23 protein-coding genes are annotated in these 22,370 nt (G+C 64.6%); 8 read left to right on the forward strand and 15 right to left on the reverse strand.

Annotated elements, in window-relative coordinates:
- On the forward strand, positions 1-1,241 hold a 1,241-nt coding region (locus JOZ76_RS15495), incomplete at its 5' end, for a hypothetical protein (RefSeq protein ID WP_291699490.1).
- Between the two features lie 14 nt (positions 1,242-1,255).
- Positions 1,256-2,161 carry a hypothetical protein gene (locus JOZ76_RS15500; protein ID WP_291699491.1) on the forward strand — a complete coding sequence of 302 codons (906 nt, stop codon included), beginning with the start codon at positions 1,256-1,258 and terminating at the stop codon, positions 2,159-2,161.
- Here the strand turns inward: JOZ76_RS15500 and JOZ76_RS15505 are convergent.
- The 4 genes from JOZ76_RS15505 to JOZ76_RS15520 all read right to left on the reverse strand — a co-directional run bounded on the left by JOZ76_RS15505 (position 2,149) and on the right by JOZ76_RS15520 (position 5,174).
- Positions 2,149-3,114: an amidohydrolase family protein gene (locus JOZ76_RS15505; protein WP_291699492.1), complete on the reverse strand. Its 966-nt coding sequence runs from the start codon at positions 3,112-3,114 to the stop codon at positions 2,149-2,151. The two genes, JOZ76_RS15500 and JOZ76_RS15505, sit on opposite strands and share 13 nt — an antisense overlap.
- A 133-nt stretch (positions 3,115-3,247) precedes the next feature.
- A complete protein-coding gene (locus tag JOZ76_RS15510) occupies positions 3,248-3,796 on the reverse strand; it encodes a hypothetical protein (RefSeq protein WP_291699493.1) in 549 nt (182 codons plus the stop codon).
- Between the two features lie 27 nt (positions 3,797-3,823).
- The gene (locus tag JOZ76_RS15515; protein WP_291699494.1) at positions 3,824-4,603 is read right to left on the reverse strand and encodes an enoyl-CoA hydratase; all 780 of its coding nucleotides are present in this window, start codon (positions 4,601-4,603) and stop codon (positions 3,824-3,826) included.
- 85 nt (positions 4,604-4,688) lie between these two features.
- Positions 4,689-5,174, reverse strand: coding sequence for a hypothetical protein (locus tag JOZ76_RS15520; protein ID WP_291699495.1), 486 nt, complete (start codon positions 5,172-5,174; stop codon positions 4,689-4,691).
- A gap of 325 nt (positions 5,175-5,499) precedes the next feature.
- Between JOZ76_RS15520 and JOZ76_RS15525 the strand changes: the two genes are divergently transcribed.
- Together JOZ76_RS15525 and JOZ76_RS15530 are read left to right on the forward strand one after the other, a co-directional pair.
- A complete protein-coding gene (locus JOZ76_RS15525; RefSeq protein WP_291699496.1) occupies positions 5,500-6,045 on the forward strand; it encodes a sigma-70 family RNA polymerase sigma factor in 546 nt (181 codons plus the stop codon).
- Positions 6,046-6,047: 2 nt separating this feature from the next.
- Entirely contained in the window at positions 6,048-6,686 is a 639-nt protein-coding gene (locus tag JOZ76_RS15530) for a DUF1109 domain-containing protein (RefSeq protein ID WP_291699497.1), read from the forward strand.
- 3 nt (positions 6,687-6,689) lie between these two features.
- Here JOZ76_RS15530 and JOZ76_RS15535 read toward each other — a convergent pair whose 3' ends face one another.
- Positions 6,690-7,793, reverse strand: coding sequence for a DUF2336 domain-containing protein (locus JOZ76_RS15535; RefSeq protein WP_291699498.1), 1,104 nt, complete (start codon positions 7,791-7,793; stop codon positions 6,690-6,692).
- Positions 7,794-8,512: 719 nt separating this feature from the next.
- On the opposite strand from JOZ76_RS15535, the gene JOZ76_RS15540 reads away from it, so the two are divergent.
- From JOZ76_RS15540 to JOZ76_RS15555, 4 genes are all read left to right on the forward strand, one after another.
- The gene (locus JOZ76_RS15540; RefSeq protein WP_291699499.1) at positions 8,513-9,082 is read left to right on the forward strand and encodes a sigma-70 family RNA polymerase sigma factor; all 570 of its coding nucleotides are present in this window, start codon (positions 8,513-8,515) and stop codon (positions 9,080-9,082) included.
- Positions 9,079-9,816 (forward strand): hypothetical protein, encoded by a 738-nt coding sequence (locus tag JOZ76_RS15545; RefSeq protein ID WP_291699500.1) that lies wholly within the window; start codon positions 9,079-9,081, stop codon positions 9,814-9,816. Before JOZ76_RS15540 ends, JOZ76_RS15545 begins: the two co-directional genes overlap by 4 nt.
- Before the next feature lie 120 nt (positions 9,817-9,936).
- Positions 9,937-11,550 carry a S8 family serine peptidase gene (locus tag JOZ76_RS15550; protein WP_291699501.1) on the forward strand — a complete coding sequence of 538 codons (1,614 nt, stop codon included), beginning with the start codon at positions 9,937-9,939 and terminating at the stop codon, positions 11,548-11,550.
- Positions 11,551-11,956: 406 nt separating this feature from the next.
- Positions 11,957-12,433, forward strand: a complete 477-nt coding sequence (locus JOZ76_RS15555) for a TIGR03809 family protein (protein ID WP_291699502.1) — start codon at positions 11,957-11,959, stop codon at positions 12,431-12,433.
- Between the two features lie 8 nt (positions 12,434-12,441).
- Here the strand turns inward: JOZ76_RS15555 and JOZ76_RS15560 are convergent, their stop codons facing one another.
- The 10 genes from JOZ76_RS15560 to folK form a co-directional block, all read right to left on the reverse strand.
- Positions 12,442-13,812 carry a TIGR03808 family TAT-translocated repetitive protein gene (locus JOZ76_RS15560; protein ID WP_291699503.1) on the reverse strand — a complete coding sequence of 457 codons (1,371 nt, stop codon included), beginning with the start codon at positions 13,810-13,812 and terminating at the stop codon, positions 12,442-12,444.
- A gap of 113 nt (positions 13,813-13,925) precedes the next feature.
- Entirely contained in the window at positions 13,926-14,390 is a 465-nt protein-coding gene (locus tag JOZ76_RS15565) for a cupin domain-containing protein (RefSeq protein ID WP_291699504.1), read from the reverse strand.
- Positions 14,387-15,073: a pyroglutamyl-peptidase I gene (locus JOZ76_RS15570; protein ID WP_291699505.1), complete on the reverse strand. Its 687-nt coding sequence runs from the start codon at positions 15,071-15,073 to the stop codon at positions 14,387-14,389. The genes JOZ76_RS15565 and JOZ76_RS15570 overlap by 4 nt, the downstream gene beginning before the upstream one ends.
- Positions 15,070-16,053 carry a methylmalonyl Co-A mutase-associated GTPase MeaB gene (gene meaB / locus JOZ76_RS15575; protein ID WP_291699506.1) on the reverse strand — a complete coding sequence of 328 codons (984 nt, stop codon included), beginning with the start codon at positions 16,051-16,053 and terminating at the stop codon, positions 15,070-15,072. The genes JOZ76_RS15570 and meaB overlap by 4 nt, the downstream gene beginning before the upstream one ends.
- Positions 16,054-16,262: 209 nt before the next feature.
- Positions 16,263-16,607, reverse strand: coding sequence for a HepT-like ribonuclease domain-containing protein (locus tag JOZ76_RS15580; protein ID WP_291699507.1), 345 nt, complete (start codon positions 16,605-16,607; stop codon positions 16,263-16,265).
- Positions 16,608-16,889 carry a nucleotidyltransferase family protein gene (locus tag JOZ76_RS15585; protein WP_366112823.1) on the reverse strand — a complete coding sequence of 94 codons (282 nt, stop codon included), beginning with the start codon at positions 16,887-16,889 and terminating at the stop codon, positions 16,608-16,610.
- A gap of 68 nt (positions 16,890-16,957) precedes the next feature.
- Positions 16,958-19,108 (reverse strand): methylmalonyl-CoA mutase, encoded by a 2,151-nt coding sequence (gene scpA / locus JOZ76_RS15590; protein ID WP_291699509.1) that lies wholly within the window; start codon positions 19,106-19,108, stop codon positions 16,958-16,960.
- Positions 19,109-19,312: 204 nt separating this feature from the next.
- Positions 19,313-19,777 carry a GFA family protein gene (locus JOZ76_RS15595; protein ID WP_291699510.1) on the reverse strand — a complete coding sequence of 155 codons (465 nt, stop codon included), beginning with the start codon at positions 19,775-19,777 and terminating at the stop codon, positions 19,313-19,315.
- The gene (locus tag JOZ76_RS15600; RefSeq protein WP_291699511.1) at positions 19,774-21,633 is read right to left on the reverse strand and encodes a methylmalonyl-CoA mutase family protein; all 1,860 of its coding nucleotides are present in this window, start codon (positions 21,631-21,633) and stop codon (positions 19,774-19,776) included. Before JOZ76_RS15600 ends, JOZ76_RS15595 begins: the two co-directional genes overlap by 4 nt.
- Before the next feature lie 89 nt (positions 21,634-21,722).
- The gene (gene folK / locus JOZ76_RS15605; protein WP_291699512.1) at positions 21,723-22,232 is read right to left on the reverse strand and encodes a 2-amino-4-hydroxy-6-hydroxymethyldihydropteridine diphosphokinase; all 510 of its coding nucleotides are present in this window, start codon (positions 22,230-22,232) and stop codon (positions 21,723-21,725) included.
- Positions 22,233-22,370 lie beyond the last annotated feature (138 nt).

Consider the following 22,370-nt stretch of genomic DNA (forward strand, 5'->3'; position numbering starts at 1 on the left):
CGCTGGACAGGCTGCGCGCCTATCTTAACGAGCACCGCCCGGCGCCGGTGGCCCCGAGCCAGCCGCAGGCCGCGTCGCGACCGGCCAGCGCCTCCGGCTTGGCCGCCGAGGTCGCGCCGCCCGGCTTCCGCTTCTTCGACAACCGGCAAAAATACCTGCTGTTCGTCTCGACCTGCAGCGAGAAGACCGAGATCGCCAACCGCATCTCGCTCGAACTGTCCAACCTGCAGCCGTCGCCGCCGGCGCTCAGACTGTTCGATGCCGGCGTCGGCGACGGCACCGTGCTGTCGCGGGTGATGCGCGCGTTGCATGCGCGCTTTCCGACCATGCCGCTCTATGTCGTGGCCAAGGAGATCTCCTACGAAGACGTTCGCATGATGCTGGAGAAGATGGCCGACCGGCTGTTCGAGCATCCGGCGACCGTGCTGGTCGTGACCAATCTCTATTACGCCGAGGCGCCCTGGTTGACGCCGCGCTCGGCGGCCTCGGCGCAAGGGCTGATCTGGAAGGACGTCGCGCTGTCGGGCAACACCGCGCACGGCTTTGCCGAACAGATCAGGGACCTCGAGGGATTTCTGGCCGAGAACTGGCGGGCCGGGATCAGCCCGAAGACCGGCAATCCCGTCTATAAGCGGCCGATCGTGCTGACCTTACGGCGCGAGGATCATTCGTTCCTGCTCGATCCGATCACGCCACGGCCGGGCAAGGTGATGGCTGACTACGACCTCGTCATCGCCTCGCAGCCCTATCGGGCGCGCTCCAGCGTCGAGTTCAAGGCCTCGAAAGTGGTCACGCCGCTGGTGCGGTCGCTCAGGCCCGGCGGGCGTCTGATCGGGATCCATTCCCATGGCCACGACCCCGGCATCGAGATCATCGATCAGGTCTGGCCGGGCGATGATCCCTTCAAGACCGATCGTTACGCGATCCTGCGCCAGGTCAAGCATGAGCTCGGCGGCGCCGCGCGCCACTACAATTTCAATGCGTCCTCCGACGCACGCTCGATCTTCCGCTATCACATGCACACGCTGCCCGACGAGGTGTCCGGCCCGATCGGCACCTCGACCTTGTTCGCGGCCTGGAATGCCGCGATCTATGTCGCGCAGATCGAGGATGTCAGGCTCTCGGAAGTGGTACGCGACGGCCGCTATCTCGAAGCAACCGACCGCGTGCTGAAAAAACATGGCGGGCTGTGGTTCAACGACGAAACCTATGTGATCTCGCGCCGCCGCGCGCCGGCGTGAGGAGGAGAGGGATCATGATTGCGTCAGATCCTGCCCGCTCCGACGATCTGTCCTCGCTGCTGTCGCGGGCGTCCGTGGAAATTTCCTCGCGCGGCCATCAGCTGGCGGAGCTTTGCGACAATTTCGCTGCCGGTACGGATGTGACCATCACCTTCCTGCCCGGCGATCACTATCGGCACAATGTCGAGACTGCCGCGGCGCTGAGGCGCTTAGGCTTCAACCCGGTCCCGCACATCGCTGCGCGCGAAATGGCCTCGCGCGAGGCGCTCGACGATTTTTTCGCGCGCGCGCGCGGCGAAGCGAATGTGACACGCGTGCTGCTGATCGCGGGCGATGTCGCGATCGCCAAGGGGCCGTTCAGGTCGAGTCATGACATCCGTGCCAGCGGGCTGTTGGAGGCGCACGGCTTTCGCGCGGTGAGCGTGGCCGGCCACCCTGAGGGACATCCCTATCTGGACACGTCAGGCACGTTCGCCATGCTGTGGGCCTGGGGCAATTGGGCCCGCGAGCGCGATATCCATGTCGATGTCGTCACGCAGTTCTGCTTCGAGGCCGCGCCGATCCTGGGCTTCCTGGACGACCTCGCCATGCGCGGCCTCGCGCTCCCGGTGACCGTCGGTCTCGCGGGCCCGGCAAGCCCGGCGACGCTGACCAAATTCGCGCTTCGCTGCGGCGTCGGCAATTCGATGCGCGCGCTGCGGGCCCAGATCGGCCGCTATGGCCGGCTCCTTGCCGACACCGGCCCTGACGAGATCGTGCGCGGTCTTCTCGCAGCGCCGCGCGCGGTGACTGCGCCGATCGCGGGCTTCCACCTGTTTCCGTTCGGTGGCCTGCGCAAGTCGGCGGTATGGCGCGGCGAGTTTCTCGAAGGACTGCGCCGGCAGCGCGAGACCGCGAAACTTGCCGCTCAGAACCCGTAGAGCCGCGCCGGATTGTCGACCAGAATGGCCTTCCGGATCGCAGCATCCGGCGCCCACACCGGAAGCTGGTCGAACAGGCGGCCGTCGTCGATCTGGTACAATGGCGCGAGATCGGTCGCCTTGCGGCCCGGTGTAATGGTGGAATCCGGATGCGGCCAGTCGCTGCCCCAGACGATCCGCTCGCCGTTCGCGGCGATGAGCGCCTGCGCGAATGGCACCATGTCGGAATAATCGGGCGCCTGTTTCGAGGAGCGATAGGCGCCGGAAATTTTCACATAGGCCTTGCCGCTCTTCACGAGATCGAGCAGGTCGGAAAAGCCGGGCTGGCTGAGGCCGAGTTCAGCCTGCGCGCCGCCAAAATGGTCGAACACGACCGGCACCGGGGCGGCGGCAACGAGATCCTTGATCGCGGTGATCATCGCCAGGCTGGTGTAGAGCTGGACGTGCCAGCCGCGCGCTTTCATGCGCTCGACCGCCGCAGAAAAGCGCGCGCGCCCGACATTGGGATCATTGATGCCGCCGGTTGCGAGGTTGAGACGGACGCCGCGAAATCCGTCCTTCTGCATGGCGTCGAGCTCGCTGTCCGCCGTCTTGTCATCGATCACGGCGACGCCGCGCGCATTGGCACCGCGGGCCTTCATGCCGAACAGCGTCGCCGAATTGTCGGTGCCATAGACGCTCGGCGTCACGATCACCACGCGCTCGATATGCAGCGCCTTGTGCAGCGCGCTCATCTCCTCGGGCGAAGCCGGTTCCGGCGTGTAGACGCGCCCGGCGAAGAACGGGAATTTTTCGGGATCGCCGTGGATGTGCGTGTGGCAGTCGCAGGCATCAGCGGGGACGTCGAAATTGACCGGCGTCGAGGGCTGCGACGCCTTCGCAAGCGTTGAGCTGTGACGCATGGTCACTCCGGCGGCGATGGAAGCGAGCATGAGACTGCGTCGGCTGAGCATGGTGTGGTCCTCCCCGTGGCGTAGGCGCCATCTGATTGAGCCGCTTTTTCTAAAATTCCCGCGCGCGCCGCACGTGCCATTCTTGCGCGGCAACGTGGACGCTTCCGCACGCGCACGCAAGCGAATTGTCGGTTCAGCTGCCGATTGCGCTCGCCACCGCAGCGACGAGCTCGGCCACTGGCCGCGATCCGTCGAGTCGCAGCACCGGGCAGGGGAGTTTTGCGAGCCAGGTCTCGTGCTTTGCGCGCGTGCGGCCCTCGCGGCTGCCGTCCTCGTAGTGCGAGGCCCATTCGATGAACGCCTCCGTCTCCTCATGGCGCCATCCGCCGGGTGCGACGGCATCGGCACCGAAGCGGGTGGCCTCGCGGGCGCGCAGGCGTCGCAAGCGGACCTCCTGCGGTGTGACGAGGAACACGACGAGATCGAAGTGGGGAATGACGCCGTCGCCCCAGCCATAGAGGCTGCCGCTCAACACCCATTCGGCGCGCGGCAGGAATATTTCCCGCATCAGGCGCAACCGATCCGCCGCGTCACGCTCTGTGCGATAGGGTGGCGTGGTCGGCTGCCAGAAATAGTCGTCCGTATCGTGCTGCGGCAGCGCCAGCGCATCCGCCAGCGCGCGGCCAAGCGTCGTCACGCCCGACCCCGAGGCCCCCGTGATGTGAATGCGGCAGCTTTTCATGCGCGGATGCAGCAGCAGAAGGGCGTGCTACCGGTTCTTGTTGACCGGCTTGCGCTTCTCGATGAAGGCTGCCATGCCCTCCGCGCGGTCCTCGAGCGCAAAGGTCGAATGAAACAGGTTGCGCTCGACGTTCAGTCCCTCCGACAGCGGCGTCTCGCAGGCGCGGTTGACGGCCTCTTTCGCCATGGCAGCGGCGGGGCGCGACATGCCTGCGATCTTCTCCGCGGCGGCGAGAACCTCTTCCATCAGCTTGTCGGCGGGCACCACGCGCGCGACGAGGCCGGAACGCTCGGCCTCAGCGGCGTCCATCATGCGCCCGGTCAGGCAGAGATCCATTGCCTTGGCCTTTCCGATCGCGCGGGTCAGCCGCTGCGTGCCGCCGATGCCGGGAATGGTTCCAAGCGTGATCTCGGGCTGGCCGAATTTTGCATTGTCGGCCGCGATGATGATGTCGCACATCATGGCGAGCTCGCAGCCGCCGCCGAGCGCATAGCCCGCGACCGCGGCAATGGTCGGCTTGCGGCAGCGGGCGACGCGGTCGCCGCCGATCGAGGTAAAATCCTCGGAGAACATGTCGATAAAGCCCTTCGGCTGCATCTCCTTGATGTCGGCGCCCGCCGCAAAAGCCTTTTCGCTGCCGGTGACGACGATGCAGCCGATGGCCTCGTCGGCTTCCAGATCATCAACTGCGGCCGCGATCTCGCGAAACACGCCGAACGACAGCGCGTTGAGCATTTTTGGGCGGTTGAGCCTGATGATGCCAACCGCGCCCTGGCTCTCGACGATGATGTGCTCGAAAACGCTCATGATGCACCCCGCAAGGATTTTCGCGCGGGCAATTTGCCTGCTGGGCGAGTGGGCATCAAGTGGGCTGACAGCAGGGCGGCGGACGTCAGGCCATGAACATCCGCGCGGCCGAGGCCAGCGTCAGGCAGGCGCCGATTCCGACAAAAATCTTGCCGATCAGTGAGGTCTGGTCCCAGGCGTCGCTGGGAGAGGCGACGATGATCGGGGCCACGCGGACGACGCGCCTGGTCGTTGGCGCAACTCCAACGGTCGCTCGCGCGGCGCCACCCGCAAGCGCGCGATCGACATCGCTGAGCTGGTCCGGTGTGACGATCTGACCCTGTCCCATTTGGGCCTGTGCGACCACGATCGGCCTCGGTTTGGAACTCGCCGCAGAGGCGAGCTTGCTGCCCGCGATCGGCTTCAGGTTGATCATGTCGGATGCCGACAGCGTGTCGCCGAGCCAGCTGGTTTGAGCCGTAGGCGCATCGGCCGCGCTCGACTTCAGGGCTGCATGCAAGGGAACGCCAAAATAGGCGATCACCCCCGCAGCGAAAATCAATGCCAGACGCCCACCGACCTTGCTGGTCATTTGGCAATCTCCCCGAATCTGCGACTCGCTGATGCCGAAAAAGAGAGCTCAGGGCGTGTCGGCAGCGGGGCAGAAAATGGGAATCTTCGCAGCCGAACGGACAAAAGCGGGGCAGCTGCTCGCGCTTCGGTGCAGCGCAACACTGTGACCCCACGACTGAATCCCCGGGTGTCAGCGCCGCCAAACGGTGTTATGAGCCGGCAGGCCCTGGGGTTGCACCGCTACGCCGGTCCGGCATTTTCCAGGACGTCGATCACGATCTTGTGATCGCTTGCCTGCGCGTAACAATTTGAAAAATAGAACGAAATGTTTTGAAGGACCTTTGGTGCGCGAGCGTGAGGACGAATGGACCGGCCTGATGCGCGCCGCTCTCATGGGGGATGATGCGGCGTATCAGCGGCTCCTGAGGGGCATCGCGCCCGTCGTGCGGGCGCTTGCGCGGCGGGGGCTTGCGCGCGCCGGCCAGGCGGTCGATCAAGCCGAGGACATCGTGCAGGAAATCTTGTTGGCGGTGCATCTGAAACGGCATACGTGGGACGCAAACGCCCCGTTCGCGCCCTGGCTGTTCGCGATCGCACGCAACAAGCTGATCGATGCCTTGCGCCGACGGGGCCGGCGCGTTTTCGTCAATATCGACGATTTCGCCGAAACCCTGGCGGAAGAGCCCGCCGCGGAGACACCGTCCACGCGCGAGGTGGCGACACAGCTCGCACAGCTCCCGGCCCGCCAGCGCGACGTGCTGCAGTCGATCGCGGTCGACAGCACCTCGATCAAGGATACGGCGCAAAAACTCGCCATGAGCGAGGGCGCCGTCCGCGTGGCGCTGCATCGGGGCCTGGCCAGTCTCACCGCCAGGCTGCGGGAGAAGTGAGAATGGATACCGATCAGCTCATTCGCACGCTGGCCGCGGACAATGCGCATCAGGCCCGACCGGTCGGCGTGGTGCTGGCGCTTTCGCTGCTGTCAGCGGCGCCGGTCTCGGTCGTCTTGTTCCTGACCATCCTTGGCGTCAGGCCTGACGTCATGACGGCGATGCACAATCCGTTTTTCGATCTCAAATTCGTCGTGACGCTGGCGCTGGCGCTGTCCGCGCTGACCGTCAGCCTCCATCTCGCCCGCCCGGAAGCTGGTCCGCGCGGCTGGATCTGGCTGCTGCTGATTCCCTTGGGGGTTCTGGCCGCGGGGATCGGCAGCGAGATGATGCTGCCGCAGCGGCTGCCGATGATGACGCGTCTGGTCGGCCACAATTCGCGGGTCTGCCTGTCGGCCATTCCGCTGATCTCGCTGCCGCTGCTGGTAGCAGCACTGATCGGGCTGCGCCACGGCGCGCCGACCCGGCCGGCGCTCACGGGAGCGATCGCCGGATTCCTGTCGGCGGGCCTTGCGGCGACGCTTTACGCGGCGCACTGCACCGATGACTCGCCGTTGTTCGTTGCGACCTGGTACACGCTGGCTGCGCTGGCGGTCGCCGCGGTCGGCGCGCTCGCCGGATCGCGAATGCTCCGGTTCTAGCCGTTACGTCGCAGGCACGTTCTGCTGCATGCGATGGAAGCGGATCACCTGCTGCGCGGTCGAGGGGCGCAGCCGCTCATAGGTTGCCTTGCAGGCGTCAAGGTCGCTCGGTTCGGCGCCGGAGAGTTCGTCGTGCATCCTGATGACGGTCTTCACGGCCGACCATGACAGGCCGGCGACCTTCGCGAGGATCATGATGCCCTCGGCGCGGCTTTCCAGCATCATGCTTTCCGCCGTGGCCACCGTCACATTGGCGAGCGCCGCAATCGCAGCATTGGTCTCGTCAAAGCGGCCCTCCTCGGCGAACTGCGTGACCAGATGCTGATCGAGCCGGCCGTCCTCATGCAATGACTTGACGAGCGCATGGGCGATGTCGGTCTGCTTGGTGACGGCCGCCGGCGCCGTGCGCGCACGCCGTGCCGCCTCGCGCACCGCGGTCGGCACGTCGACCGCCCGTTTCGGATTTGCAGCCTCGAGGCGTTGGCGCACGGTGTTCGACGCCTTGGCCAAGAGCTTCAGATAGAGGTGGCGTGGAAGGGTCGGCCGCAGACCGAGACAGGCCGCCAAATCCTCATCATCGGCGGCGCGCTTGACCAGCCGGTCGTAGCCACTATCGGAAAACTCGGCGCCGGGATTTTTGACGGTGCTTTGCACCACCTCGGCGTTGCCGCGCTGGACCAGCACGTCGGTCACCGCGCGACTTAACACCTTGCGGATCGAGATCGCGAGCAGATGAGCTTGGCTCTTGCTGCGCGCGGCCTCGATCAGCGACGCCTCGTCGAGGCGCTCCGATTGCGACAGGACGGGACCCGCCACCTCGATCGTATCGTCGAACGCCAGAGCCCGAACGGTCCCGCGCGGTGCGTTGTCGACTGTGGCCAGGCGATCGGCGAGCAGGGCCCGGGCGGAGACCTCGATATGGTTGATCAGGCACTGGAAGACATCGTCGAACAGCGTGATCTGGTCGTCGGAATAGTCGATCGTGCCGCTGAGAAACAGATCGGTTACCCGGCGGAGCGTCTCAATGCGACGGCCGACGGATCCGTTTGCGAGGGTCGTTTGCAATTCATCAAGAAGCCCGTCAACCGGAGCGGATTTCGATTTCATTATCTCTATCCTGGATCATAAGCGATCCCGGTCTTCCTTGACCGGGAAAAGCAAAAACGGTCCTGCTTCAGGGGTGAGTGATGCGGCTCTGTCCCCGCGTCGTGCCGCGAAGCGCTGGGCAAAATGCGTCTCGAAATCTGCCCTTGTGCGGGGACGATCCCATTGATGCGAACACCGCGCGGTGGAGAGGATGACGCGCAGCGCACCAGCCCCGAACGCGGCCGCTGAGCTCGGCCGGCCGCCTGACAATCAGCCTGGTACCGGCGCGCTCCAGATCAGCCACAGTCGCATGCAACAGAGGTGGCCCACTGATGCCCATTCTCTCGCCGTTGGTCACTCGCTGACAAGAATCTACGTGGTAAAGGCTTTAGGTTTGGTATCTTTTGCGGAACCGAATCCGACGTTCGCAAGCCACGACAGCCACGTTGTTACAAAAGGCGAATTCGGCGCGATCTGCGCTTTGGGGAGGCTGGGAGCGATGTGCAGGCTGATGTTATTGATGCCGCATGACGAGCGAAACTGAGGTAACGATCCGGGCTGTGAAGGACGCTCGCTACTATGATACCTTTATCCCAGCAAATTATTGTGCTCCGCGGAAAAGTTTGTGCGCTGTGCGGCAGATCACATTTCTCACATGAGAGTTGTTTTATTTTGCAGAATCTTTCCCCTCCCATCGAACCCCACACCCATCAGCTCCGACCAACCCTGCGAGACGGCCAGTGAGCGCGACACAGGCGGCTCCGGACGATGTCCTGCTCGCTCGGATCGCTGGAGGCGACCGGCTCGCCATGCAGGTGCTGTATGGACGGCACCATGTCAGGGTGTTCCGCTTCGGGCTCAGGCTCGTGCGCGACGAACAGGCTGCGGAAGACCTCATCAACGAGGTTTTTCTCGACGTGTGGCGTCAGGCCGGCAAGTTTGAAGGCCGATCTGCCGTCTCCACCTGGCTTTTGGCGATCACGCGGTTCAAGGCCCTCTCTGTGCTGCGGCGAAGAAAGGACGCCGAGCTGGAGGACGAGGCCGCCCACGCGATCGAGGATACGGCCGACGATCCTGAGGTGGCGACGCAGAAGAAGGATACGAGTGAAGCGTTGCGAAAGTGCCTCACGGGGCTTTCGCCGGAACACCGGGAGATCGTCGATCTTGTCTACTACCACGAGAAATCCGTCGAGGAAGTGGCCGAAATTGTCGGGATACCGGAAAACACCGTGAAGACGCGCCTGTTTTATGCGCGTAAAAAACTGGCCGAGCTGCTGAGGGCAGCCGGTGTCGAGCGAGGCTGGCCATGATGGCACTGAGCAAGAAAATGCTGGAGCAGGAGCCCAGCGAAATAGAACTGTTGTTGCCATGGCATGCAACCGGGACCTTGCACGCGCGAGATGCGCGCCGGGTCGAAGAGGCGCTGGCCCGCGATCCGCAATTGGCCAAGCAGTACGCCGTCATCTGCGAGGAATACGCCGCGACCGTCCATCTCAATGAGGGCCTCGGCGGGCCGCCGCCGCGTGCGATGCTAAAACTGTTTGCCGCGATCGATGCCGAGCCCGTGCGAAAGCCTTCCGCCTGGTTTGCCGCCCGCGCCCGGATCTCGAATTTTTTCACGAGCCTGTCGCCGCGCACGCTTGCGTGGTCAGCAAGTCTCGCGGTTCTGGCGCTGTTGTTGCAGGCCGGCGTGATCGCCGTGATGGTTGCGAAGAACCAGCCCGCTACCTATGAGACCGCGTCCCTCAGCACGAATGAACCGGAGTCCATGACGCGGGCCTTGGCCCCGGAAGCGGCGCCGCCGCAGCGCGCCGCGGAAACGGCCACGCCGCCGCGGGCCTTGGTGCGGTTCGCCCCCGACGCGCGTATGGCTGACGTGACGGCGCTGCTCGACAGCTACCACGCGCAGATCCTCGATGGCGCAGAGGGCGGCCTGTTCCGCCTTCAATTTGGCGGCCGCTCGATGACGAACGATGAGGCCGCGGCCCTGCTGGCGCGGCTGCAGAAGGAGAAGATCGTCAGCCTTGCTGTTGCCGCCCCGTAAGGCTCGCGTCGAGGTCCCATGCTCTCCAATCACGCAAGCCGGCGGATCAGGGCCTTCCGTCCGACATTGTTTGCGTTGCCGCTGGCCTTCGCCGTGTCTGCGGCCCACGCGCAAGGGTTCATGCGCTCACCAAGCATCAATGTCTCCCGGCTTCCGACCATCGCCCCGAGGGGCGTGCCGGCCGGTCCCCGTATCTCGGACCACGGCGTCAATGTCGTCAGGACGCCGACGGTCATCAGGACGCCGACGCCCCCGGTGGTCAGGACCCCGAACCTGACCGCGCGGATGGCAGTCGTACCGACGCTTCCCTATGCGCATTATCAGCCCAATCTCTATCCGGCCTGCGCGGCCGCCGAGCGCGGCGCTGACGGTGAGTGCCTGGATGGCGCTGATGTCACCGATGGGGGCACGTCCGGTGCGGGAACCCGCAAGGGGAGGACCAGCGGCCATCGCCGCAACGCGACCAAGACCGCGGGCAATCTGCGCACGATCCCTGGAGAACTGGTGGCCGAGATCGATGGCGCGCTGACGGAGGCACAGGCTGACGCGTTGGCACGGCGCCATGGCCTCGCCCGTGTCAGCTCGCAGGGTTTTCCGCTGCTCGACGCAACCATCGGCCTGTTCCGGATCACCGACCGGCGGCCGCTCGACGGGGTCAGCCGCGAGCTTGCCACTGAAGCCAGCGTCCGCTCGGTGCAGCCGAACTTCCGCTATCTGCTGCAGGAGCAGCAGGGCGCATTGAACGAAGGCGATCCGGCGCAATATGCACTCGCCAAGCTACGGCTGCCGGAGGCGCACACTTTGGCGCATGGCGTTGAGGTCAGGATCGCGGTCATCGATTCCGCAATCGACGGCGCGCATCCCGAACTCGCCGGCTCGATCGCGGAGCAGTTCGACGCGCTCGGGTCGAAGGAAGGGCCCCATGTCCACGGCACCGGAATTGCCGGCGCGATCGTGTCGCATGCGCGGCTGATGGGCGGCGCGCCGAAGGCGCAGATCCTCGCAATCCGCGCCTTCGGTATTTCGTCCGGCTCAGCCCAAAGCAGCTCCTTCGTGCTGCTGAAGGCGCTCGATTACGCCGCCACCCACAAGGCGCAGATCGTCAATATGAGTTTTGCCGGCCCCAAGGACACGCTGATTGAACGCGCCATCGCGGCGCTTGCGGGCAGGAGCATCGTTCTGGTCGCCGCGGCGGGAAACGCCGGCGCGAAATCGCCGCCGCTCTACCCCGCGGCCAACCCCAATGTCATCGCGGTCAGCGCGACGAACGCGCAGGACGAACTTTTGGCGGCATCGAACCGCGGCTTCTATGTCTGCGTTGCGGCGCCCGGGACCGACATCTTCCTGCCGGCCCCCGCGGGCAAATACCAGATGACATCGGGGACCTCGTTTGCCGCTGCTTATGTCAGCGCGCTGGCCGCACTCATGCTCGAGCGCCATCCCAATGCAAAGCCGGAGGAGGTGCGCGCCATCCTCATGAGGACCGCGCGCGACCTCGGTTCACCAGGACGTGATGACATGTTCGGCGCCGGTGAGGCCGATGCCTATGCCGCGGTTCAGGCCGCCACGGCGGCGCCATCGCAGCCGGTAGCGGCGGTATCAGCCAAGCCGGACGGCGAAAACGCCGGAGAAACTCGGGAAATGCTCGTCAGTCGCCCTGATGATCCACCGCTCGCCGCCGCTACATCCGAACAGCCGGGCTCCGGCGAGGCTCACAAGCCGGCGTCACAGTAGCGCCAGGGTGCAAACACCCGCTCGACACGGTTAAAAAAATCGGCGGCCGGTTTGAACGAAGGACAGGGCCAAGACGACAGATGTGTGTGGGAGCGGAAACCCCTCCCCACCAGGCTATATCCGGCGCGAGCGCCCATCCACCCCAAGCGCCCATATGGCTCGACCCGTCCGGTTGTCCCCCCGGACGGGTCTTTTATTTTGGCCTCGGCCTTGGCCAAACGAACATTTCGCCTTCGCATCTGGCCAACAAAAAGGCGACGCGAGCACCACCGCTAAAGTACGGGCGATGACGTGATCGCGCTGTGGTTGCTGGACAGGTCAAAAGTTCTCCACAAAATCATGCTGTCACGTCGCGTTGAGTCGTCCCGGTTGGGTCTGCGTCCGTCTTTCTTTTGCAGGCTGGTTCATGACACATCGCAACGGCGTGGCGGATGGCCGCGACCTTGGACTTGATCTTGGCCCACGCTGGCGCCTGCTCGCCGAGCGACGGCTGGAGCATCTCACCGAATTGTTCGAAAGCGGCCGCTGGCGGCGCTATTACAGCGAGCGCGCGTTTTTGGAAAATATCCAGGAGGCCAAGGCGGCGGTCGCGCTGTGGCGCGATCTGTCGATGCCGCAGGCGATCGAGACCACAAAGCCGAATGGCGCGGCGAGGGTGCAGGCTGCAAAGCCGAATGGTGCCGCGATGGCGCAGGCAGCGCCGATCATCGTGCAGGCGAACGCCGTCGTCGACCTGGCCGGCGCAGCGAGCGAGGCCGCGTCGGATGAGATGCTGCCGGCGTCGACGCCGACGCCGCCAGCAGTGGACGAGAAGGCGACGACTCAGGCGACTCCATCAAACGCGACCGAAGCGCGTTTCGCGCTGCTCCGCAACATGCTGTAGCCGCGCTCTCAGCGCCGCACCGCATTGCCGCCGACGATGACCTGCCCATAGCGCTCGGCGCCCTCAACCGACAGATCCGTGGTGATCGCATTGTCATGATCGAGCCCGACCACCGCGCCGCGCGGGGTTTGCGAAATCATGTTATTGTTGACGAGCGCGGAGCCGGCCCCCGGCACGACCGAGATGCCGATGCCGGCAGAGGTGTTGCGGATGACGTTGCCGGTGATCGCGACGTCGCGCAGATATTTGCCCCAGCCGGCGATGATGCCGAACGAGGGCGCATTCTCGATCACATTGCCGGTGACGGACGTGTCCGCCTCGACATAGATGCCGATGCCAGCATCGTCATCCGGCGCGGTCCCGATCGGCCGCTTGGCCAGCAGATTGCGGATGATGTTGCCTTGCACGACCGCAAGACGGCCGCCTTCATTGAAGTTGCAGACGGAGACGCCGAGCGCCGCGCTGTCGACCGTATTGCCGGCGATCACAGCGCCTTCGAACGAGAACTCCGAATAGAGCGCAACCTCGCGAACGTCGCTGATGCTGTTGCCGACGATCTGGATATTCGAGGCCGAGTTGCCGCGCACGGCGGAATAATCGCAGTTTCTGATCCGGTTGCCCCTGATGATGACGTTGCCGGCGCGAAACGCGTTGATGGCGTTGCCATACTGCCCCGAGCCGCCGGGGCCCGCCTTGATGTCCTCGATGCGGTTGTCGAGCACCAGCGTGCCGTCGTCGCCGATCGCGGTGCGCAGGATCTCGATGCCGTTGACATTGGTCGAGGTGATGGTGTTGCGCGACACGATCAGGCCTTGCGCGTCGAACGACACGACCGCGGTAACCGCGGTGTTGCTGATGATGTTGCCGCTGACCTCACCCGAAACCTGCTCGAGCCAGACTGCGCTGCCGCCGCTATTCGTGATCTCACAATCCGTGATGCGGATGTCGCGCGTGGAGAGCCAATGGACCAGGCCGCGCCGGGCCGGCAGCGAAATGCCGCCGCCATCGAGCGTGATGTTGCAGAGCGCGATGCTGCTTGCGCCCTCAGTCGAGAGCAGCGAGGCGCCGCCATTGAACAGAAGTTTTGTCGCGCCGCGAACGCCGATCAGCTGCGCGCCGTCGGGCAGATGCAGCGCTGCCGTGCGATAGACGCCCGCCGGAAGTGCCAGCGGTACGCGTGCGCGCGCGGCCTCATCGATCGCGCGCTGCAGCGCGCGCGTCTGATCGTCGGGACTGCCGGGCCGCACGCCATATTGGGTCGCGTCGCGGCCGAGCGCGGAGGCGAGGGGGGCTGCATGCGCTGATGTCGGGATTGCCGCCAGCGTGCCGGCCATGCCGGCTGCCGAGGCCCCCATCAGATGGCGGCGATTGAGCTCCATGGTGGCGTCATCCTCGCATGCACGGATACGCCTTGAATTTACCGAAAAATCGCTCACCGCCATGGTGAAGGCACCGCATCGCGGCGCCGATTGTTGCGGGTAGGGTTAAATCTTTACCCGCAACCGGCCTCAGTACGGCGTGCCGCTCTTGTGGGAGTATCCGGTCGCTGTCGCATGCAGGTCGATGTCCGGGTAGTGGGTCTCGTCATCTGCGAGCCGCGCCGAGCCGATTTCAAGGACCAAGGCTCGCACTTGGTTCTGTTCTGCAGGTGATGGCCGTTGGCCTCACCTTCGGGAAAGCCGGCGCAATCTCCGGCGCGCAGAACTTCCTCGCTCCCTTGCGTCACCAGCACGACCTCGCCTTCGATGACGTAAATGAACTCGTCTGTATGCGTGTGCCAATGCCTTTGGCTGGACCACGCCCCGGGATTGAGTTCGAGCAGATTCACGCCGAGCTTTTTCAGTCCGGCAGCGATCGCAAGCCGGTATCGAACCTTGTCGAGCCAGGGTATCGCGAACGGTTCGGGATAATTGCTGCCCGCGGAAATGGGTGCATTCTGGATATCGATCTTCTTCATGAGACCTCTCTTCGTGGTTGGCCGCCAGTCAAATCGCGATGCATGTCCTGCCGCGCGAGCCGGACCAGCTCCATCAGCATCGCCTCGCCGGCATCGACCAGCTCCTCCAGCGTGATGCGCGGAGTGCCTTTGCGCCGCGCGGTGTCATCACGCGGCAGTGGGGGAACATGCACGAACTGTGCGAAGCGCGGCCCGGCTGTCTCGTTCACGGCTTCGATCGCGCGCCAGCTCAAGTAATTGCAGAGATAGCTTCCGGCATCGCGCGAGGTCCGCGCGTCGATCCCCGTGCGACGCGCGGCGCGCACCAGCTTTGCGGTGTGCGGGCCGAAGATTTGCGCAGCCGCGCCCGGGACGATCGCGCCTTTGATGGCAACGCTCCGATCGGCGTCCGGAAAGGTCGTTGTGATGGCGTTGCGGGCGCGGGACTCGATGCGGAGATAGTCCGTGCGGCTCGCAAGCCCGAACATCAAGAGCACGTGCGGCCGGACCCGGGCGATCAGCTCGGGCAGTTCGCGATCGACGGTGCGATAGGTGACGTGAAAGATGTGACTTGTGAGTTCGACGTCGTCGAAGGCGGGCCGCCGCAGCTGAACCAGCCGTTTCACCAGCGGCATGGTCGGGTTATGCGGCGCGCCGGGAAACGGGCCGAAGCCGGTGATCAGGACGCGAAGTTTTCGGTTCATTGCAGCATCTCCGCGATCGTCTCGGCCGCCAGCGCCGGCGCGATGCGGCCCTCGGCGACCTCGCTTTCGATCTTCTTCGCCTTGGCGCGGATCGCGGCGTCGCTGCGCAACCGCGCCATCATGCGGCTTTCCAGCATCGACCACATCCATTTCACCTGCTGCTCGCGCCGCCGGCTGGCGAACTCGCCCGATGCGGTCATCGCGGCACGATGATCGAGCACGGTCTGCCAGAGCTCCGCGATGCCGGCGCCGGTCAGCGCCGAATAGGTCACGACCGGCGGTTGCCAGTGTCTTGAGCGAGGCGACAGGATATGCAGCGCGCCGCGATAATCGGCGGCGGCGATGTTGGCGCGCTTGACGTTGTCGCCATCGGCCTTGTTGATCGCGATCATGTCGGCGAGCTCGACGAGACCCTTCTTGATGCCCTGCAGCTCGTCGCCGGCGCCGGGCAGCATCAACGCCAGGAAGAAGTCGGTCATGTCGCACACCGCGGTCTCCGACTGTCCGATGCCGACGGTCTCCACTAGCAGGACGTCGAAACCAGCGGCCTCGCAGAGCAGCATCGCCTCGCGTGTCTTGGCCGCGACCCCGCCGAGCGTGCCGGACGTAGGCGAGGGCCGGATATACGCCTGCTCGGATGCCGAGAGCCGCGCCATCCGCGTCTTGTCGCCGAGGATCGAGCCGCCGGTGCGCGCCGAGGAGGGATCGACCGCCAGCACCGCGACCTTATGGCCGCCCGCGATCAGGTGCATGCCAAGCGTATCGATGGTGGTAGACTTGCCGACCCCCGGCGAGCCGGTGATGCCGACCCGGACGGCCTTGCCGGTCTGCGGCAACAGCGCCTGCACCAGCTCCCGGGCCGCGGCCTGATGGTCGGCCCTGCGGCTCTCGATCAGCGTGATCGCGCGCGCCAAAGCCGCACGGTGGCCCGCGCGGATGTCGCGGGCGAGTGCCTTGATATCGAGGGCGGGCTTGCTCATGCCCTGCTTTACAACGCGAAGGGCGGCTGAGGCGAGACTGATCGGTTCGATTTGCACCGGTCAGTCGGCACAAAAGGTGCGTGCGACAGCCGTCCTGCGGGCTACTCTCCGCGTCGATCGTTTCGTCGGCCTTCGGACGGGCTCCGCCAGAAATCCGCAGGCGCTCGGGCGAGAGAGAGGGCTTGAGAACCTCCCTGATGACGCTGTGACTACCCTTCGATAGCTCGCATCCGGAGCTCAGCGAACGCTTTCAGCCGCGGCAGGTGATCCTGAACGATGCCCCAGACAATATCGACATTCGTCGCGTGGTAAGCGTGGCGCAACAGATTGGCAAAATCGTTCATTCTTCGCCAATCGATCGCTGGCGCGCCTTGCTTCACTTCATCAGGCAGCCTGCGCGCGGCCTCGCATATGATTTCGAGGTGGCGCTCTGTCGCCATGCGTCGCATCGTATCGACTTTGAACCGCTCAAGCCCCACGCCCTCAAGCATTCGATCGATCTCGCCGATGGCTCCCAGAATGTCCCTCAGGCGATCCTCGACGGACGGCGGCATTCAAAAAACCTCTATCACGTCATCCGCGATACGCTCAGCCACGCGCGGCTTCAGTAGGTCTCGAACCGTGACCTGGGTCGGAATTTCAGTGGCGTCTTCGATCAGATGCTGCACCTTGAAGAGATCGAATGATGGCCTTTCGCCGCGCGTCGTCCTATCGACGAGAATATCGAGGTCGCTGTCAGCCCTCGCATCGCCTCTCGCCCTGGATCCAAAGATGGCAAGCCGCGTAACGCCGAGCGCCTTGATTGCAGGTGCAATCTCGCGCAGCTTCGCGATCACGACGTCAAGAGGGACCTCGGCAATATCTGTCATGGAGCGAGACTAGCATATTAGCCCGTCACACGCAGCTACTCCGCCGGCTGACTGTGGCCGAGCCTTGCATTGAGCTTACGGATCAGTTCCTCGGCGGCATCCGCAATCACGGTGCCCGGCGGAAAGATCGCCTCGGCGCCGGCCGCATAGAGGGCATTATAGTCCTGCGGCGGCACCACGCCGCCAACGATGATCATGATGTCTTCGCGCCCTTGTTGTTTCAGTGCGGCTTTCAGCTCCGGCACGGCGGTCAGATGCGCGGCCGCGAGCGAAGAGACGCCCAGAATATGCACGTCGTTCTCGACCGCTTGGCGTGCCGCTTCTTCGGAGGTTGCAAACAGCGGCCCGATATCGACGTCGAAGCCGAGATCCGCGAAAGCGGAGGCGATCACCTTCTGGCCGCGGTCGTGCCCATCCTGTCCGATCTTGGCCACGAGAATCCGCGGCCGGCGTCCCTCGGCCTCCTCGAAGGCGTCGATCAGGGTTTTGAGTTTCTCGACCGACATGTGTGAGGCCTCCCGCTTGTAAACGCCGGTGATCGACTTGATCTCGGCGCGATGTCGGCCGAACACTTTTTCCAGCGCGTCGGAGATTTCGCCGACGGTCGCTTTGGCCCGCGCGGCATCGATGGCGAGCGCGAGCAAATTGCCGTTGCCTTCCGAAGCCGAGCGCGTCAGCGCGGCGAGCGCCTGCGTCACGTCGTCCTGGTTCCGCTCCTTCTTCAAGCGCGCGAGTTTGTCGATCTGCAGCCGCCGCACATTGCTGTTGTCGACCTTGAGAATCTCGATCGGCGCCTCATCGACCGGCCTGTATTTGTTGACGCCGATGACGGCCTGCTGTCCGGCATCGATGCGCGCCTGCGTCTTGGCGGACGCTTCCTCGATGCGCAGCTTTGGCAGGCCTTGCTCGATCGCCCGCGCCATGCCGCCGAGGTCCTCGATCTCCTGGATATGACCCCAGGCTTTCGCCGCGAGATCGCGCGTCAGGCGCTCGACATAAAACGAGCCGCCCCAGGGATCGATGATGCGATTGGTGCCGCTTTCCTGCTGCAAAAACAGTTGCGTGTTGCGCGCGATGCGAGCGGAGAAATCGGTCGGCAGCGCAAGCGCCTCGTCGAGCGCATTGGTGTGCAGCGACTGGGTATGGCCCTGCGTTGCCGCCATCGCCTCGATCGTGGTGCGCATCACGTTGTTGAAGACGTCCTGCGCGGTCAGCGACCAGCCCGAGGTTTGACAGTGCGTCCTGAGCGACAGCGAGCGCGGGTCTTTTGGGCCAAAAGGCTTCATGAGCTTGGCCCAGAGCAGCCGCGCCGCGCGCATTTTCGCGACTTCCATGAAGAAGTTCATGCCGATGGCCCAGAAGAACGACAGCCTGGGCGCAAAGCGGTCGACGTCGAGCCCTGCAGCCAGTCCTGCGCGAAGATATTCGACGCCGTCGGCGAGCGTGTAGGCGAGTTCGAGGTCCTGCGTCGCGCCGGCCTCCTGCATGTGATAGCCGGAGATCGAGATCGAGTTGAATTTTGGCATCTTCTGCGAAGTGTAGGCAAAGATGTCCGAGATGATCCGCATCGACGGCGACGGCGGATAGATATAGGTGTTGCGCACCATGAACTCTTTCAGAATGTCATTCTGAATGGTGCCCGCGAGCTTTTCCGGCGGCACGCCCTGTTCCTCGGCGGCGACGACGAACAGCGCCAGTACGGGCAGCACCGCGCCGTTCATGGTCATCGACACGCTCATCTGGTCGAGCGGGATGCCGGCAAACAAGGTTCGCATGTCGTAGATGGAATCGATGGCAACACCGGCCATGCCGACATCGCCGGCGACCCGCGGATGATCGCTGTCATAGCCGCGATGGGTGGCGAGATCGAAGGCGACCGAGAGGCCCTTCTGCCCGGCCGCCAGGTTGCGCCGGTAAAAGGCATTGGAATCCTCCGCGGTGGAGAACCCGGCATATTGCCTGATTGTCCAGGGCTGATTGACATACATGGTCGGGTAAGGGCCGCGTAGATAGGGCGCAATCCCCGGCCAGGTGTCGAGGAAGTCGACATTTGCAAGGTCGGTCTCGCCATAGGCCGGCTTCACCAAAATGCCCTCCGGCGTCAGCCACGGCTCGGCATGGCCTTCCGGCTGCGGCGGCGCGGCGGGCGCGAAGGGGACCTCGGCGAAGTTAGGTATGCGCGTCATTCCTTGGCGTCCTGGAATTGGCGATTTCGGTCGATCAATCTCTGAACGTTGTTTTTGTAGACTGGGCCATCAAAGCGTTTGTCGGTCATAGCTCCTGCTAACCGCCAGATGGCTCATCCAGCAACCAAGTGATAACAATCCAAACAATCCGAAGCATGATCCAACTCTAGCATGAACGGAGCCCGTGATCAGTCATCCCCCTTACTAATCATGGTCGGGATGCTGGTAGCTGACGATGGTCGCCATCTTCTCCGCTCCGTAGTTCTGCTGCGTGGTCTGGCTCGGCAGATTGGCGATCCCGACCACCCAGCCGAGCCGGGATTCGGTGCCGAACTGGCGCGTCGGGATCACCCGGTCGGGCCGGTCGAAGGCACCGGTCATGATCTCGATCCGCGGCCCGTCGATGCGGCCAAAACTCAGCGGCGTGCCGCAGGCCGCGCAAAAGCCGCGCTCCGCGATGGTGGAGGAGCGGAAGAAGGTCGGCTTTCCCTTGGTCCAGACCAGATCGCCGCGCTCGATGTCGGCAAAGGAGGCAAACGGGGCGCCTGCGGCCTTTTGGCACATCCGGCAATGGCAGATGCTTACCTTGGCAGGAGCGGTTTTGAGCGCAAATCGTACCGCGCCGCACTGACAGCCGCCGGTGAGCAGGGGTTTCGTTTCATCCGTCATGTGCGTTCCATCTGCCGATAGGCCTCCCGCAGGAGTTTTGGCGCATCAGCGCCCGCGAAGATGAACTCGCCAATGCCTGCGCCGCGCAGCGCGGCCTCCTGCTCGCCGGGCCGCCCTGCCAGATAGATATGTCTGGCGCCGGCAGATTGCAGGGCCGCGGCGGCTTCGGCGGCCATTTGCGCATAGACCTTGTCTGAGGAGCACAGGCAGATCAGATCGGCACCGGATGCCTTGTACGCAGCCGCAAGCGCGGTCGGCTCGGAAAAACCCTCGCTGTCGATCGCCGCGATGCCGCCCGCCTCGAAGAAACTTCGCGCAAAGGTCGCGCGCGCGGTGAAGTCGGCCGCCGTGCCGAGATTGGCGAGGAAGACGCTCGGCCGCTTGCCTCGGGTGTGTGCGATTCCGTCCGACAGATAACGCAGGTTTTCGTAGGGCTCCGTCATCCGCATCGCATGGAGCGCGTCGGGGTGGCGCCTGGATGCGAAACCTGGGTGGTCTTCGACCGCGACGCTGGCCTCCTGCAGGTTCGGAAATTCGCTGGCGCCGATCAGCAGATCTCTGCGCTTGTCGATATTGGCTTCGCGCGCGCGGCGGGTTGCCCGGACCTTGTCCTGGATCAAACCCTGCTCGAGCGCGGCGAGAATGCCGCCGGCTTTTTCGATCTCCTGGAACAGCGCCCACGCCGTGGTGCAAAGTTCCTGCGTCAGCGCCTCAATACCGCCGGAGCCCGCGGCGGGATCGGCGACCTTGGCGAGATTGGATTCCTCCAGGAGGATGAGCTGCGTATTGCGCGCGACCCGCCGCGCAAAAGCATCCGGCAGCCCGAGCGCCAGGGTGTGCGGCAGCACGGTGATGGCGTTGGCGCCGCCGAGCCCTGCCGAGAACGTTGCGATGGTTGCGCGCAGCATGTTCACGTAGGGGTCGTGCCGGGTCAGCATGCGCCATGCCGTCTCCGCGGCGATGAAGGCCGGTTTTGGCGCAAGCCCGCACGCCACTTCGACGCGTGCCCACAACAGCCGCAGCGCGCGGAATTTTGCGATGGTCAGGAACTGATCAGCGTCGGCGGCGAGGCGGAACGAAATTGCCCCGCGCGCGGCATCAAGGTCGAAGTCGTCCGATTCAAGCGCCCGCATATAAGCAACGGCAGAGGCGAGCGTGAACGCCAGTTCCTGAGCCTCGGAGCCGCCGCCATCATGCACCACGCAGCCGTCGGCGAGCACGAACGGTCCCTGGAAGCCGCGGCCCATCAGCTCGCGAATGGTCTTGGCAAACTCCGGGCCAATATCGGGCCAGGCGTTTCCGCCGGTGCCGGAGGCGGCCAGGATCGACAGCGGCTGGTAGTTGAATCGCAGGTCAAGGCGGCCGGGATCGATACCGCTCTCCGCGATCAGCCCAGCCAGATTGACGCCCGCATTGTCCCCGTGCCACGACGCCGGGTTGAGTGCGATCGAAATCCCGGCATCGAATGCGACGCCTTCGAACGCGCGCTTCAACGTCTCGGCGGAGCCGTCGATGAGGCCGAAGCCGCGCGAGTGCCAGCCTCTTGCGAATTCGATGTCGAGCCCGGTTGCGCCGTTCTCGAGATCGTGCAGCGCCTGGGCATTCGCCTTCGCGGGATCGGGATGATCCATTCGCTGCATGATCTGCCACGGCGATGCGGCGGCGCGGCCCGGAACGGGGCTCGCGACCTTCGCGCGCGGGTAGATCGGCTCGATCGAAAGGCCATCATATGTCTTGCTGACAAGCTTCTCGAACGGTGCGCCTTTCAGCACGCCGTCGACCAGCCTGCGCCAGTCAGCGGAGGTTGCGCCCGCAAAATCGGCCGCGAGCGGCAGGTCGTCGGTCTCGGATGTCATGCGGCGGCGTACTCCCGGCGGTCCCTTGCTGCCGAAATTGCCATGGTGCGGCGGCCAAGCCAAACGGTTGTTTGCTCCGCCTTGGCCGCTTAGTCCGGCAGCCGCACGATCCCGTCCGTCGAGAGGTCCGCAAGCACCTCCCGCACGCGTCGTCCGGCAATGACCCGGTTGGCTGCGATATCGGCGAGCGGGACCAGGACAAAGGCGCGCTCGAACAGGCGCGGATGCGGCAGCGTGAGGCCCGGTTCCGCGAACGAGATTTCGTCATAGGCGATGAGGTCGAGGTCGAGACTGCGCGGGCCCCAGCGGGTCTCGCGCGCCCGATCGCGGCCATGCTTGGCCTCGACCGCGTGCAGCACCGCGAGGAGTGCGCGGGGATCGCGGCCGGTCTCTATTTCGATGCAGGCGTTGATGAAGCGCGGCTGGTCGGTATCGCCCCAGGGCGGTGTTGCGTAGTCCGGCGATCGCGCTTGCAAGCTCGCCTGCGCAAGTCTGCAAATGTCTGCGATGGCCGCCTGGAACGTCGCGCGGACGTCGCCGACGTTGCCGCCCAGCGCGATCAGCGCGCTCGTGGAGCGGATTTGACGTTCGCTATCCACCTGACGCTAATCCCCTCATCCACCAAATCCAAGCCTATGCACAGGAATAGTTGCGAGTGGTCGTCCGACTTTAACATTTGCAAAAGTGCCCGCCGCAATCGCATGCGAACGTGAAGCCGGAGATAACCAGTGTGACGT

Origin of the sequence: Bradyrhizobium sp. (assembly GCF_019244115.1) — a bacterium.
In the GTDB taxonomy this organism is placed as follows: Bacteria; Pseudomonadota; Alphaproteobacteria; order Rhizobiales; family Xanthobacteraceae; genus Bradyrhizobium.